The organism is Streptomyces sp. CB02923, assembly GCF_001905005.1.
Taxonomy (GTDB): Bacteria; Actinomycetota; Actinomycetes; order Streptomycetales; family Streptomycetaceae; genus Streptomyces.
In genome coordinates, this window is record NZ_LWKZ01000027.1 from 122,277 (window position 1) to 134,275 (window position 11,999).

The window sequence follows — 11,999 nt, forward strand, 5'->3', positions numbered from 1 at the left end:
CTGGTGGAGGCGTAGACACTGGTGGTGACGTACACATTGGTGGAGGCGTTCACCCGCGCGGGTGAGTCTGCGCTGTGACGTCGCACGCGCACGTACGACCAGAGGAGCAGTTCGTGTCCGAAACGGCACTGGATGCCGGGTTCTTTCTGCGCTGGATGACGGTGGCCGCCGCCTCCGTCGACCGGGAAGCGGCCCGCCTCACCGACCTGGATTCCGCCATCGGCGACGCCGACCACGGCAGCAACCTGCAACGTGGCTTCGCGGCGGTCGTCAAAGTACTCGAAGCCGAGCCGCCGCAGACGCCCGGCGCCGTGCTGACTACGGCGGGACGGCAGTTGATCTCCACGGTGGGCGGTGCGTCGGGGCCGCTGTACGGGACGCTGCTGCGGCGTACCGGCAAGGCGCTCGGCGAGGCCGCCAGCGTCACCGCCGACGAGCTGCGGGCGGCGCTGCGCAGCGGGGTGGACGCGGTGGCCCAGCTGGGCGGTTCCGCTCCCGGTGACGCGACGATGCTCGACGCGCTGGATCCCGCCGTCGAGGCGCTGGCCGCGTCCTTCGCGGCCGCAGCCGAGGCGGCCGGGCAGGGGGCGGAGGCCACCGTGCCGCTCCAGGCCCGCAAGGGCCGGGCGAGCTATCTCGGTGAGCGCAGCATCGGTCATCAGGACCCGGGGGCGACCTCGTCCGCCCTGCTGATCGCGGCTCTGGCGGAGGCGGCGGACCAGGAGGAGGCGAAGTGAGCGGCGCGGACTCCCCCTACGTGGGCATCGTGCTGGTGTCGCACAGCGGCCCGGTGGCCGAGTCGGTGGCACGGCTCGCCGTCGGCCTGGCGGGCGGCGGCGCCGAGGCGCCCGTCGCACCGGCGGGCGGCACCCCGGACGGCGGCCTCGGAACCAGTGCGGAACTGATCACGGAAGCGGCGCGGACGGTGGACCGGGGTGCGGGTGTCGCGGTCCTCGTGGACCTCGGGAGCGCCGTACTGACCGTCAAGGCGCTGCTGGCCGAAGGTGACGAACTGCCCGAGAACACGCGGCTGGTGGACGCGCCGTTCGTCGAGGGCGCGGTGGCCGCCGTGGTCACCGCCTCCACGGGGGCCGACCTGGACGCGGTCGAGGCGGCTGCCGGGGAGGCGTACGCGTACCGGAAGGATTGAGGTGAGGGGTGAGGGGGCGGGAGGGCAGGGCTGAGGGGGTGGGTGGGCTGAGGCCGGTACCCACCCCTCCGATGCCTCCTCAGTGGAGTGACGGCAGCAGCAGTGCCGCTACGAGGGCGGTGCCCGCCAGCAGGAAGGCGACGTAGTCGCCGATGTGGCCGGAGTGCAGACGGCGCACGGGTGTGGCCCAGTGGGCGTGCTGGGCCACACCCCGCGGGCGGCGCACGGCCCACCAGGCGAGGAGGCAGGCCAGGGTGGCGGACAACAGGCCGAGGCCCACTCCCGCCACGGACCAGTGCGGTCCGGGCGTCGGTACGGGCGCGGCCGGGGGCGTGTGCAGGACGGCGGCCGCGTAACCCGCCCGGTCGAGGAAGGCGTCCGCGGCCCGGCCAACCGCCTCGTGCAGGCCCGGTACGAGGCCCACGGCCAGCGCGCCGGCCAGCAGCGCGACCGGTACCGCCAGCATGGTGTCCGGGATGCGGCTCAGCGTGCCGACGGTCTCGGGCTCCTCGCCTTTGCCGCTGGTCTCAGGTTCCTCATCCATGCCACCGGTCTCGGGCTTCTTGCCCTCTCCGCTGGTCTCAGGCTCCTCGTCCATGCCGCCGGTCTCGGGCTTCTCGTCCTCGCCGCCGGTCTCGGGCTTCTCGTCCTCGCGGGTGTCCGCCGGGCCGTCGGCGGCGAGGGGCCGTACGCCCAGCCCCAGGAAGACCCGGGCCACGGCGCGCAGCACCGCTCCCCCGGTGACCGCCGACACCAGCACGAACACGGCCGCCGGCCAGCCGCCCGCCGCCTCCTCGGTGACGGCCTTGCCGAGCCCCGTACCGAAGGGCGGCAGTCCGGCCAGGGCCAGCCCGCCGACGGCGCAGACCACGCCGACCAGGGGCAGTTCGCGGCCGCGGCCGTGCAGTTCGCGTTCGTCGACGCTGCGGAAGCGGTCGAGGAGGATGCCCATGGCGGCGAACAGTGCGGCCTTGACGCCCGCGTGGCCGAGCACGTACAGAGCCGTACCGCTCACGCCTTCCGGTGTCATGACGGCGAGTCCGATCAGGAACAGGCCGGAGTGCGCGACGGTGGAGAAGGCCAGCAGCCGTTTGAGGTGGCGCTGCTGCCAGCACATGAGCGCGCCGGTGACGGCGGTCAGTGTGCCGAGGGTGAGCAGCATCCGGTGCGCGTCGGCCGTCGGGATGCCGCCGGGGCCCGCGAACACCGTCCAGTACACGCGTGCCGTGCCGTACACGCCCAGTTCGACCATGACGCCGGACAGCAGCATGCACACCGGGGTGGGGGCGACGGCGTGCGCGTCCGGGAGCCAGAAGTGGAAGGGGACCACGGCGGCCTTGACCAGCAGGCCGGTCAGGACGAGGACGAAGGCGGTCAGGACGAGCACGTCCGGTCCGCCGGAGAGCACGTCCGGTCCGCCGGAGGCGATGTCCGGTCCGCCGGAGGGGCCGCCCGTGGCCCCTCCCGGGTGGGCCGCCAGTCGGCTGCCGATCTGGGCGAAGCCGAGTTCGCCGGTACGTCCGTACAGCAGGCCGACGCCGAGCAGCGTGGCGTAGCCGCCGAGGGAGTTGACGACGCCGAAGGTGAGCGCGCCCTGGACGGCGCGCTTGTCCTCGACGCGGTAGCCGGTGAGCGCGTACGCGACGACGCCCATCAGCTCGAAGAAGACGAACGCGTTGAAGAGGTCGCCGGTGAGCGCGAAGCCGCACATGCCCGCCTGGAAGATCAGTACGAGGGCGGGGAAGGTGCCCGCCTGGCGGTGCGGCGGCTCGTCGAAGTACCGCCAGGAGTAGGCGAGGACGGCGACGACGAGCAGCGAGGTGACGGCGGCCAGGCCGACCCCGATCCGGTCGCCGACCAGGACGATGCCGACGCCCGCGCCGCCGTGCGGGTGCCAGCCGCCCAGCCATTCGACGGCGCGTGCGCCCGGCTCGCCCGCGGGCGTGCCGCGCAGCAGGACGGAGCAGGCGAGTACGGCCGTGCCCGCGGCGAAGACGGTGCCCGCGGTCTCGGCGGCCCGGCGCGGCATCCGGCGGCCCGCCGCCACCAGGAACGCGGCGCCGAGCAGCGGGGTGGCCACGATCAGCGGGAGGGTGGCGGCGGGGGTCGGGACCGTGGCCGCGGCGGTGAGGAGCGCGCCGGTCGAGGTCACCCGCGCAGCTCCGAGAGCTCGTCCGGGTTGACGGTGCCGTGCCGTTTGCCGACCTGGACGACGAGGGCCAGCAGCAGCGCGGTGACCGTCGCGCCGACCACCACGTCGGTGAGCGTCAGGGCCTGGACGACGGGGTCGACGACCGGGCGCGCGCCGGGCGCCAGGTCGGCGAAGACCGGCGCGGTGCCGCCGTCCCGGTAGCCGATGGCGAGCAGCAGGACGTACGTGGACGCCTGGCAGACGGCGAGGCAGCCGACCGCGTGGATGAGGTTGCGGCTGGTGGCCAGCCCGTAACAGCCGATCAGGAAGATCCAGCCGGCGACGAGATACGGCAGCACGCTCATGTCGGCCTCTCCTCGGACGAGGGTGGGGATGGGGGTGGGGTGAGGACAGGGGTGGGGATGGGGGTGAGGACGGGGACGAAGGGGCGTCGTGGCGGGGGCTCGCGGTGTCGGCCGCCGGCTCGGCCGCGTCCGCGATCTCGACCGCCTGGTCGAGGAAGGAGGCGAGCAGGACGACCACGCCGCTGGCGACCTCCACCCCGATGGCGGCGTTGAGCAGCGGGACCGTGCCGCCGGAGGCGAGGGTGTTCAAGGTGCCGTACGGGAGGAAGTTGGTGAGGTAGGCGGTTCCGGCGATCAGGCCGGCGGCGCCCAGCAGGAGGTAGGCGGCCTCGCCCGCCGCGTCCGCCGTGGCGTAGAGGCCGACCGGCCTGATCCGCTCCAGCGCGTGGTAGTCCACGGCGATGTAGAGCAGGTGCAGGGCCGTCGCGACGACCACCCCGCCCTGGAAACCGCCGCCGGGGCTGAGCTGGCCGTGGGCGACGACGTACAGGCCGATGAGCAGGGTCACCGGGAGCGCGACGAGCGCGTACCGGCGTACGGGCGGGGCGACGCGCGCCGGTTCGGGGCGTACCCGGTGTTCGTCGCGCGTCTGGCGGAGCAGGACGACGGTGCCGAGCGCGGCGCAGAAGAGGATCGATTCCTCGCCCAGGGTGTCGAACGCCCGCTGGTCGAAGTTGACCGCGGCGATGACGTTGGAGGTGTGCCGGGCGAGGGCCGCCTCGACGGCCCGGACGCCGTACGGGTGCCGGTCGCCGCCGAACTCCGGCAGGTCCAGGCTCGCGGCGAACAGCAGGGCGGCCAGACTCAGACCGCCGAGCACCAGCACCCACATCCGGACGCGTCTGCTCATCGCCGCTCCCCTCGGCCCGATTCTCCGGCTGCGTCGGAGCGGCCGTCCGGAGCGCTTTCCGTGCCGCTCGAAGGGCCCGAACTCCCGGTTCCCGAACCCCCGGTTCCCGAACTCCCCGTTGCGGGACGGCCGCCGCCTTCCCGGCCCTTGCGCCGCACCTTCCGTACGGAGAGCAGCAGCATCAGCGGAGTGAGGACGGAGCCGACCGCGAGCTGGGAGAGGGCGACGTCCGGGGCCTGGAGGACGGCGAAGAGGAGGGCGAGGGCGAGGCCGAGGAGCGCCATCACGGTCGACTGCCGGACCGGGTCACGGGCCAGTACGGTGGCGGTCGCGGCCGCCGCGACCAGCGCCAGGGCCAGTACGGTCAAGGCGTCATCCATCGGCCGCGCCGGTCTTCTCCCCGGTGTGCCGCGCGGACAGCGCACGCGTGGACACGACGTTCCCGCCGACCAGCAACACCCCGATGACCAGGAGTTTCACCATCGCCCTGCCCGGTCCCGCGGCAACGCAGAGCGGCAGCACCACCAGCGGTACGGAGAGCGCGGCGAGCGGCGTCATGGCGCGGTCGAGGGCGCGTGCGATCCGGTCGCGCGCCGGGCGTTCGGCCAGTTCGTCGGCGAGCAGCCGGGCGTAGACGAGCGTCCCCGCCGGGCCGAGGACGGCGAGGACCAGGCCCAGGTCGACGTACGAGGGCCGTGCGTAGCCCTGGGCGAGCAGCAGCATGACCAGGCAGCCGACGAGCGTCGCGAGGTTCTGCGCCATGATCCGCCGCCGTACGGGTCCGCGCGCCGCGCCCCACACGGTGGGGGCGAAGCCGACGAGGAGCAGGAGCGCGGCGGCGAGCAGCCAGCCGTTCACCGCGGCCCGCTTTCGTCCGGACCGGTGTGGGACGCCCCGGCGGCGGTGGCCGCCGCTCTGCGGGCGGCGCGGGCGGCGCACGCGCCGAGCAGGGCGGCTGCTGCACCGACGAGGCATTCCAGCAGGTCCGGGCTGCTGACCAGGACCAGCCACAGCGCGGCCAGCACGGCCCACCAGACGGCCAGTTCGACAGCCGCGGCCGCCGCCCCGGAGGGCCTCCCGGCACCGGGCATGCGCTCACCTCCGGCCTCGCCCGTACCCGGCCGTCAGGCTCTCATGCGGCACGCCACCGACGGACAAACCGCGCCGAACGGACCTTCCGGTACACGTCAGCCCCGCAGCACCCCGGCCGCCCCGGCCGCCCCGGCCACTCCGGCCACTCCGACCGCTCCGACCGCTCCGACCGCCCCGGCAGTCGCCATCACCTCGCCCGCCGCCACCTCGGGATCGTCCCCGGCGGCGGCCAGCACCACGTCCAGCAGCCCCGGGAAGCGCGCCTCCAGGTCTTCCCGCCGGAGGTGCATCACGAGGCGGCGGCCCTCCCGCCGCTGATGGAGCACGCCGCTCTCGCGCAGCACGCGCCAGTGGTGGCTGGCGGTCGACTTGGACACTTCGGGCAGCAGCTCGCCGCAGGAGCGCTCGGCGCCATGGGCGAGCCGGTGCACGATGCGCAGCCGGATCGGGTGCGCGAACGCCTCCAGGACGTCCGCGATGCGCAGTTCGGCGCGGTCGGGGTGACTCAGTACGGCCATGCACCGAGCGTACGCGGACGGACCGGCACCCGGCCCGGCTCCCGTCTCCTTGCCCACCGCCCTTGCCCGTTCACCACCCATGCCCATTTCCCCCTCACCCTTGCCTGCCCCCGCCCTCGTTGCCGCATTGCCACATTGCTACTGTTCTAGAACATACGAACTGACGAACTGACACGAAGGGGCCCCATGACCGTCTACGAAGACAACCACTCCCTCGGCAAGCAGTTCCACGCGGCGCTCGCCACCGCCGACTGGGACGCGATCCGCCTCCTCCTGCACGAGGACGTGGTCTGGGATCTGCCCGGCGACAACACGATCTCCGGCGCGGCGCGCGGGGCGGACGCCGTCGTCGAACGCGCCCGGAAGATCGCCGGGTACGGCCTGAACTTCGCCCTGCTCCACATCCTCGTCAGCCCCCGCAACATGGCGCTGTCCCTGCACAACACCGCGCAGCGCGGCGACCTGATCCTGGACGAGCACCTGTCCACGGTGTGCACCGTGCGCGACGGCAGGATCGCGGCCATCGAGACCTATCTGTCCGACGTGGACGGCATGAACGCCTTCTTCGTCTGAGGGAGGACCAGCGCCGACGGGTGATGCAGTGAGATCTCGACGGGCACCAGCCGGGTGGCCGTCGCCAGGGGCTCGCCCGTACCGGTGTTGCGGGCGAAGCGCGGGTGCGCGCCGCCGCTGATCTGGAGGCGGATCCGGTGCCCGGCCGCGAAGCTGTGGGCGGCCGGGCTCATCTCCACCGTCACGGGCTCCGGGCCGGAAGCAGGCACCGCACCGGAGACATGTACCGGGCCGGGAGCCTGTGCCGGACCGGGGCCGGGCGCGGAGGGATCGGCCGCAGAGGGCCCGGCCGCAGCCGGGTCCAGTCTCCGTATCCCGTCGCAGACGTTGACCGACCGGCCCCGCTCGTCGACGTCGCAGAGCCGGGCGAAGACGTCGGCGTACCCGGTGTCCGTACTGATCCGCAGGTCCACGGCGACCGTGCCGAGGACGTCGACGGGTTCCGTGAGCGGCGGGGTGGTGAAGGTCAGCACGTCGTCCCGGGCCTCCAGGGCGGCGTTGTCGCGGGGCCCGGCCGTGGCGCCGAGCAGCGGCCCGCCGACCGAGGGCGTCGGGTCGGCGGGGTCGTAGCGGAAGGTCAGCGGCGGCGCGGCCACGGGCGCCTGGGGGCTCAGCGCGCCGCCGCCGTCGAGGTACCAGCGGTGTTCCGTGGCGGCCGGAGGCCAGTCGGGAAGGTCGCGCCACTCCTGGCGGCCCCCGACGTGTACGCGTGCCCGCGTCCCGCGCAGGCCGGACGGGTCGTCGTACAGGTGGGCCCGCAGCCAGGCGAGGCTTTCGGCGAAGACCTCCGGCCAGCCCTGCTGCATCGCGGAGTTGTGGGTCCAGGGGCCGATGAGCAGGGTGGTGTCGCGGCCGGCGCGGCGCAGCCGGCCGTACTGCCGGAGTGTCTGGCCGAGGCACACGTCGTGCCAGCCGGTGATCAGGCAGGTCGGTACGGCCGACCGGGTGGCCGTGGCGCCCGCGTCCGCGCCCTGCCAGTGGGGGTCGTCCGGGTCGGGGTGGGCCATCGCCTCTTCCAGGAAGGGCACCCGGCCGCCGAAGCCGGGCACGTACGTCTCGCCGAGCGGCAGGGTCCGGGTGATCTTCCGGAGGTGGCGTTGCAGGCGCAGCGCGGCCCGCGCGAAGGCCAGGGGGCCCCCGTCGTAGTGCAGTCGTCCGAGGGCGGAGACCAGGGCGTTCTCCAGGGCGAACGGGCCCGAGGGGTAGAAGAAGCCGTGCATGTCGTGCACGCCGACCTGGACCACCATCGCGCGCAGTTCCGGGGGCGGATCGGCGGCGAGGGCCCACTGCGCGTAGCCGAGGGCGCTGGGCCCGATCGTGCCGAGGACGCCGGTGAACCAGGGCTGCCGCCGCAGCCATTCGACGGCCGCCTGGCCGTCGGCGGCCTCGTGCTGCCACAGGGCGTACTCACCGCCGGATCCTCCGGTGCCGCGGCTGCTCTGCAGCACGACGTGGAAGCCCTGTTCGGCGAAGAGCATGCCGAACATCGGGGCCCACGGGACGCCGCGCCCGTACGGGGAGCGGACCAGCAGTGTGGGGAAGTCGCCGTCGGCGAGGGGGAAGTAGTGGTCGGTCAGCAGCGGGCTGCCGTCGGCGGCGGGCACCACGAGCCCGGGTTCGCGGGCGGCGTCGTGGAGCTTGGCGGGCATGCCGCGCAGGGTGCGCCGCACGGCTCGGGCCGACAGGGGCGGCTTCTTCGCGGTGGGGTGGTGCGTCGCCGTCGTCATGGTGCCTCGATTCCTGGTGCGGACCGATCCATTTTCCGTACTACGTACGAGAATAGCGGATGATTGGATGGCGGCGGACAGCGGAGAGAGGTTGTTGTGACCCGTACAGGTACAACCGGCCGGGCCGCCGGGGTGGACCCGGAGGCCCTCTGGACACCGGCCGAACGGTCGCGGCGCGGGCGCCCCCCGGCGCACAGCCGTGCCGAGATCACCACCGCGGCCGTCGCCCTCGCCGACGCCGAAGGGCTCGACGCCGTCACGATGCGGGCGGTCGCGGCCCGGATCGGGGCCGGCACCATGTCGCTCTACAGCTACGTCCCCACCAAGGAGACGCTGCTGGAGCTGATGATCGACCAGGTCAGCGGCGGCCACCGGCTGCCCGCCGGGCCGTCCGGCGACTGGCGCGCCGACCTGCGGCACCTCTTCCGCGAACAACGCGCGCTCATGCGGCGCCACCCGTGGCTGCCCGCGGCGCTCCCCGCCCGGCAGACGTTCGGCCCGAACACCCTCGCCGTCCTGGAGTACGCGCTCACCGTCCTCGCGCCTACGGACCTGGACGCCCAGGCCGGACTGGAAATCTTCAGCCTGCTCTCCGGCTTCGTGGCGAGCCACGTCACCCACGAACTCGCCCAGGAGGAGGCGACCGGCGGCACCGGCCGCGCCTTCCACGACGCGCAGGCCCGCTACCTGCGCTCCGCCGCCGTCACGGACGCCCACCCGAAGGTCGCCGAGGCGCTGACGGCGCCGGGCGGGGCCCCCTCCCCCGACGCGACCTTCGACCGGCTCCTCAACCGCATGCTCGACGGGCTGACGGCGGCCGGGTGACCGCGCCCGGCGCCCGGGTGACCCCACCCGGCTGCCGGACGAGCACCAGGACAGCCGCGGCACCGAGGAACGCCACCGCCGCGCCGACCGTGAACGCGGCGCGCATCCCGGTGGCGAAGGCGTGGTCCGCCGCGGCGCGGAAGGCCTGCCGTACGGGTTCCGGTACGGATGCCGTGGCGCCTCGTACGTCGCCGGTGGCGACTTCGGCGGCGAGGCGGTCCAGCTGCCGCCGGACGCCGCCGGGAAAACGGTCCGCCCGTGCGGACAGTTCGTGGTGCACCACGGCCGCCAGTACCGCGCCGATCCCGCCGAAACCGGCCGTCATTCCCACGATACGCATCGTGGAATTGATACCCGACGCCATACCGGAACGGGACGCGGGCACCAGGCCGATGGCGATATTGCTCATTTCCCCGTTGATGAGCCCGGCCCCCAGCCCGCCCACGGCTCCCCCGACGGCATACTCCCACCCGTCGCTGATCGCACCGCCGTTCAACGGCACACAGGCGAGCAGCACCGCGCCCGCGGCGACCAGGAATTGCCCGCCGGCCAGCAGCAGGCGCGACGAAAGGCGACGCGCCAGCCGGGCGCCCAGCGGGCCCGCGGCGAACAGGGGGACGGCGAAAGGCAGCACGGCCAGTCCGGCCTGTAGCGGGCTGTATCCCGCCACTCCCTGGAAATACAGAGGCATGTAGAGAAAAAGCCCCCAGAAGGATATGGACAGCACCAGCGGCACCAGGCTCACACCGGCGAAAACGCGGTCCGCGAAGAGCCGTACGTCGATCAGTGGGCGGGGCTGCCGCAGTTCCAGAAGGACGAATCCGGTGAGCAGCACGGCGGCGGCCGCGAAGCCGACTACGACGGCCGGCGCCGTCCAGCCGGACTGCGGCGCCGTGACCAGGGAGTGCACGAACAGCAGGACGGCGCTGGTGAAGACGGCCAGTCCCGCCACGTCCAAACGCGCGGCGGCGGGGTCTCGCGACTCGCGCGTCCCCCGGAAACCCAGGGCCAGCATCGCGACGCCGCACGGCACATTGAGCAGAAAGGCCCACCGCCAGCCGCCGGCCGCGACGGCCAGTCCGCCGATGAACGGTCCGAGGGCGGCACCGAGCCCGGAGGCCACCCCGAACACCGCGAACGCGCGGGTGCGGCGCGCCCCGGTGAATTCACCGGCCAGCAGCGCCAGTGACGAACTGAACATACCCGCCGCGCCGACCCCTTGGGTGATTCTTCCGATATTCAGCCAGAGCATCTCCGGCGCCGTGCCCGCGAGCAGCGAACCGGCGGTGAACAGGGAGAGCCCGGCCAGGAAGACCCGTCGGCGGCCCAGCAGGTCGGCCAGGGCACCGCCGGCCATCAGCAGCGCGGCGAATGCCATGGTGTATCCGTTGACCACCCATTGCTGGTCGCTGAAATCCACCGGGAAATCCCGCTGGATGTCCCGGAGGGCGACCGCCACGACGGTGTAGTCGAGGGGCAGCAGAAAGGTGGTCACACTGCTGACCCAGAGCGTGCGGGTGGCGTAATTCAGGCGCGGAGGAGGTGTTTTCACGCCCTCGACCCTTCCAGCGGCGGATACGCCGCGCTGGCAGCTATCAGACATGATCGGCACGGCGCTACGATGCCCCGGCGGAACGGCCCCCCGGGCTTCCGCAGTCAGCCGAAGCGCTCCTCCGCGGAAAGGCGGGCCGGCCTCATGACGGCACACTCCACCGACAGCGCACCCGACGTGCCCCAGGGTCCGTGGCGCGGCCCGGGGGTCGTGGTCCTGACGGGCATTCAGGCGGCCGGGAAGTCCACCGTGGCGCAGGCGCTCGCCGAGCGGCTGACGCGGTCGGTGCACCTGCGCGGGGACACGTTCCGGCGCATGGTCGTGCGGGGCCGGGCGGAGATGACGCCGGACGCGGGCGAGGCGGCCCTCGCGCAGCTGCGGCTGCGGCACCGGCTGACCGCCGCCTGCGCCGACCAGTACGCGCAGGCCGGATTCACCGTGATCGCGCAGGACATCCTGCTCGGCGAGCACCTGACCGAGATGGCCGAGCACATCAGGACCCGCCCGCTGGCGGTGGTCGTCCTGGCCCCGGACCCGTCGGCGGTCGAGCGGCGGGAGGCGGGCCGCCCCAAGACGGCGTACGGGCCCGGCTGGAGCGTGCGCGACCTCGACTCGGCGCTGCGCGAGGACACCCCGCCGATCGGGCTGTGGCTGGACACCTCGGAGCAGACCGCCGAGCAGACCGTGGACGAGATCCTCGCCCGCGCCTGGACGGAGGGCGCCATCGCCTGAGCCGCCCTCCGCGGCCCGCCGGTGTGGTGCGGTGGGTCAGTACCCCTTCGGCGGCCGGGTCGGATCGGCCTGCTGCACCCGCTCCGCGAAGTTCGAACCGGACTCGTCGACGCCGTACCGGTCGCGGACGTACCCGATGGTGGCGCTCATGCAGGCGACCACGTCGTACGGCGTCCGGGCGGTGTCGCACAGGTGGTACGCGGCGAAGGTCGGCGGTATGCACTGGGTGGCGCCGCGTGAGCAGTTGCGGGGGTGACCGTCGGTCATGACCGGGCCCCACGCGTTGCCGTCGGTGGTGTTCACGCGCCAGCGCGGGTGGTTGTACGAGGACTCCCGCCGCGCGATCGTGACCAGTGCGGGCACGCCGTACCGGGGGTCCATGCCGGTCAGTTCGCAGGCCAGCCGGGCGTAGTCGGCCATGGCCTCCTTGCCCGACGCGTCGTCGGGGTCGTGGTACTCCACCTCGGTAAGGTCCATCGGCCCC

General features: G+C 73.5%; 14 protein-coding genes and 1 pseudogene. 5 read left to right on the plus strand and 10 right to left on the minus strand.

Translation table 11 applies throughout. The features are described 5' to 3' along the window. Positions 1-113 precede the first annotated feature (113 nt). Both dhaL and dhaM read left to right on the plus strand, forming a co-directional pair. Positions 114-737: a dihydroxyacetone kinase subunit DhaL gene (gene dhaL, locus A6A06_RS35340; protein ID WP_242441118.1), complete on the plus strand. Its 624-nt coding sequence runs from the start codon at positions 114-116 to the stop codon at positions 735-737. After that, positions 734-1,150 (plus strand): dihydroxyacetone kinase phosphoryl donor subunit DhaM, encoded by a 417-nt coding sequence (dhaM, locus tag A6A06_RS35345; protein WP_073767424.1) that lies wholly within the window; start codon positions 734-736, stop codon positions 1,148-1,150. The genes dhaL and dhaM overlap by 4 nt, the downstream gene beginning before the upstream one ends. Before the next feature lie 79 nt (positions 1,151-1,229). Here dhaM and A6A06_RS35350 read toward each other — a convergent pair whose 3' ends face one another. From A6A06_RS35350 to A6A06_RS35380, 7 genes and pseudogenes are all read right to left on the minus strand, one after another. Continuing rightward, positions 1,230-3,179, minus strand: coding sequence for a complex I subunit 5 family protein (locus tag A6A06_RS35350; protein WP_242441146.1), 1,950 nt, complete (start codon positions 3,177-3,179; stop codon positions 1,230-1,232). A 119-nt stretch (positions 3,180-3,298) separates the two neighbouring features. After that, the gene (locus tag A6A06_RS35355; RefSeq protein WP_073768296.1) at positions 3,299-3,646 is read right to left on the minus strand and encodes a sodium:proton antiporter; all 348 of its coding nucleotides are present in this window, start codon (positions 3,644-3,646) and stop codon (positions 3,299-3,301) included. A gap of 127 nt (positions 3,647-3,773) precedes the next feature. Continuing rightward, a pseudogene (locus tag A6A06_RS41280) lies at positions 3,774-4,496 on the minus strand (MnhB domain-containing protein); the annotation flags it as partial. Further along, positions 4,493-4,876: a DUF4040 domain-containing protein gene (locus tag A6A06_RS35365; protein ID WP_073767426.1), complete on the minus strand. Its 384-nt coding sequence runs from the start codon at positions 4,874-4,876 to the stop codon at positions 4,493-4,495. The gene A6A06_RS35365 and the pseudogene A6A06_RS41280, both read right to left, overlap by 4 nt. Then, positions 4,869-5,354 carry an MrpF/PhaF family protein gene (locus tag A6A06_RS35370; RefSeq protein ID WP_073767427.1) on the minus strand — a complete coding sequence of 162 codons (486 nt, stop codon included), beginning with the start codon at positions 5,352-5,354 and terminating at the stop codon, positions 4,869-4,871. The genes A6A06_RS35365 and A6A06_RS35370 overlap by 8 nt, the downstream gene beginning before the upstream one ends. Next, positions 5,351-5,587 carry a hypothetical protein gene (locus tag A6A06_RS35375; RefSeq protein ID WP_073767456.1) on the minus strand — a complete coding sequence of 79 codons (237 nt, stop codon included), beginning with the start codon at positions 5,585-5,587 and terminating at the stop codon, positions 5,351-5,353. The genes A6A06_RS35370 and A6A06_RS35375 overlap by 4 nt, the downstream gene beginning before the upstream one ends. A 96-nt stretch (positions 5,588-5,683) precedes the next feature. After that, on the minus strand, positions 5,684-6,106 hold the full coding sequence (locus tag A6A06_RS35380) for an ArsR/SmtB family transcription factor (protein ID WP_338015975.1): 423 nt from the start codon (positions 6,104-6,106) through the stop codon (positions 5,684-5,686). Between the two features lie 186 nt (positions 6,107-6,292). Here A6A06_RS35380 and A6A06_RS35385 point away from each other — a divergent pair, with 186 nt between their 5' ends. Next, positions 6,293-6,679 (plus strand): nuclear transport factor 2 family protein, encoded by a 387-nt coding sequence (locus tag A6A06_RS35385; RefSeq protein WP_073767458.1) that lies wholly within the window; start codon positions 6,293-6,295, stop codon positions 6,677-6,679. On the opposite strand, the gene A6A06_RS35390 is transcribed toward A6A06_RS35385, so the two are convergent. Beyond that, positions 6,637-8,406 (minus strand): CocE/NonD family hydrolase, encoded by a 1,770-nt coding sequence (locus tag A6A06_RS35390; protein ID WP_073767460.1) that lies wholly within the window; start codon positions 8,404-8,406, stop codon positions 6,637-6,639. The two genes, A6A06_RS35385 and A6A06_RS35390, sit on opposite strands and share 43 nt — an antisense overlap. A gap of 96 nt (positions 8,407-8,502) precedes the next feature. On the opposite strand from A6A06_RS35390, the gene A6A06_RS35395 reads away from it, so the two are divergent. Continuing rightward, complete coding sequence (locus tag A6A06_RS35395; protein ID WP_073767462.1) at positions 8,503-9,231, plus strand: TetR/AcrR family transcriptional regulator; 729 nt, start codon at positions 8,503-8,505, stop codon at positions 9,229-9,231. On the opposite strand, the gene A6A06_RS35400 is transcribed toward A6A06_RS35395, so the two are convergent. Beyond that, positions 9,194-10,783, minus strand: coding sequence for an MFS transporter (locus tag A6A06_RS35400; protein WP_199931381.1), 1,590 nt, complete (start codon positions 10,781-10,783; stop codon positions 9,194-9,196). The genes A6A06_RS35395 and A6A06_RS35400 overlap by 38 nt on opposite strands. Positions 10,784-10,927: 144 nt before the next feature. On the opposite strand from A6A06_RS35400, the gene A6A06_RS35405 reads away from it, so the two are divergent. Then, positions 10,928-11,515, plus strand: coding sequence for an AAA family ATPase (locus A6A06_RS35405; RefSeq protein ID WP_242441119.1), 588 nt, complete (start codon positions 10,928-10,930; stop codon positions 11,513-11,515). Between the two features lie 36 nt (positions 11,516-11,551). Here A6A06_RS35405 and A6A06_RS35410 read toward each other — a convergent pair whose 3' ends face one another. Continuing rightward, positions 11,552-11,992 carry a hypothetical protein gene (locus tag A6A06_RS35410; RefSeq protein WP_073767466.1) on the minus strand — a complete coding sequence of 147 codons (441 nt, stop codon included), beginning with the start codon at positions 11,990-11,992 and terminating at the stop codon, positions 11,552-11,554. Between the last annotated feature and the right edge of the window lie 7 nt (positions 11,993-11,999).

Excerpts from the sequence above, each read along its gene's own strand:
- A6A06_RS35350 (WP_242441146.1), bottom strand. The coding sequence starts at position 3,179 with ATGCCGCGCCGGGCCGCCGAGACCGCGGGCACCGTCTTCGCCGCGGGC.
- A6A06_RS35355 (WP_073768296.1), bottom strand. The coding sequence starts at position 3,646 with ATGAGCGTGCTGCCGTATCTCGTCGCCGGCTGGATCTTCCTGATCGGC.
- A6A06_RS35365 (WP_073767426.1), bottom strand. The coding sequence starts at position 4,876 with ATGGATGACGCCTTGACCGTACTGGCCCTGGCGCTGGTCGCGGCGGCC.
- A6A06_RS35375 (WP_073767456.1), bottom strand. The coding sequence starts at position 5,587 with ATGCCCGGTGCCGGGAGGCCCTCCGGGGCGGCGGCCGCGGCTGTCGAA.
- A6A06_RS35380 (WP_338015975.1), bottom strand. The coding sequence starts at position 6,106 with ATGGCCGTACTGAGTCACCCCGACCGCGCCGAACTGCGCATCGCGGAC.
- A6A06_RS35385 (WP_073767458.1), top strand. The coding sequence starts at position 6,293 with ATGACCGTCTACGAAGACAACCACTCCCTCGGCAAGCAGTTCCACGCG.
- A6A06_RS35390 (WP_073767460.1), bottom strand. The coding sequence starts at position 8,406 with ATGACGACGGCGACGCACCACCCCACCGCGAAGAAGCCGCCCCTGTCG.
- A6A06_RS35405 (WP_242441119.1), top strand. The coding sequence starts at position 10,928 with ATGACGGCACACTCCACCGACAGCGCACCCGACGTGCCCCAGGGTCCG.
- A6A06_RS35410 (WP_073767466.1), bottom strand. The coding sequence starts at position 11,992 with ATGGACCTTACCGAGGTGGAGTACCACGACCCCGACGACGCGTCGGGC.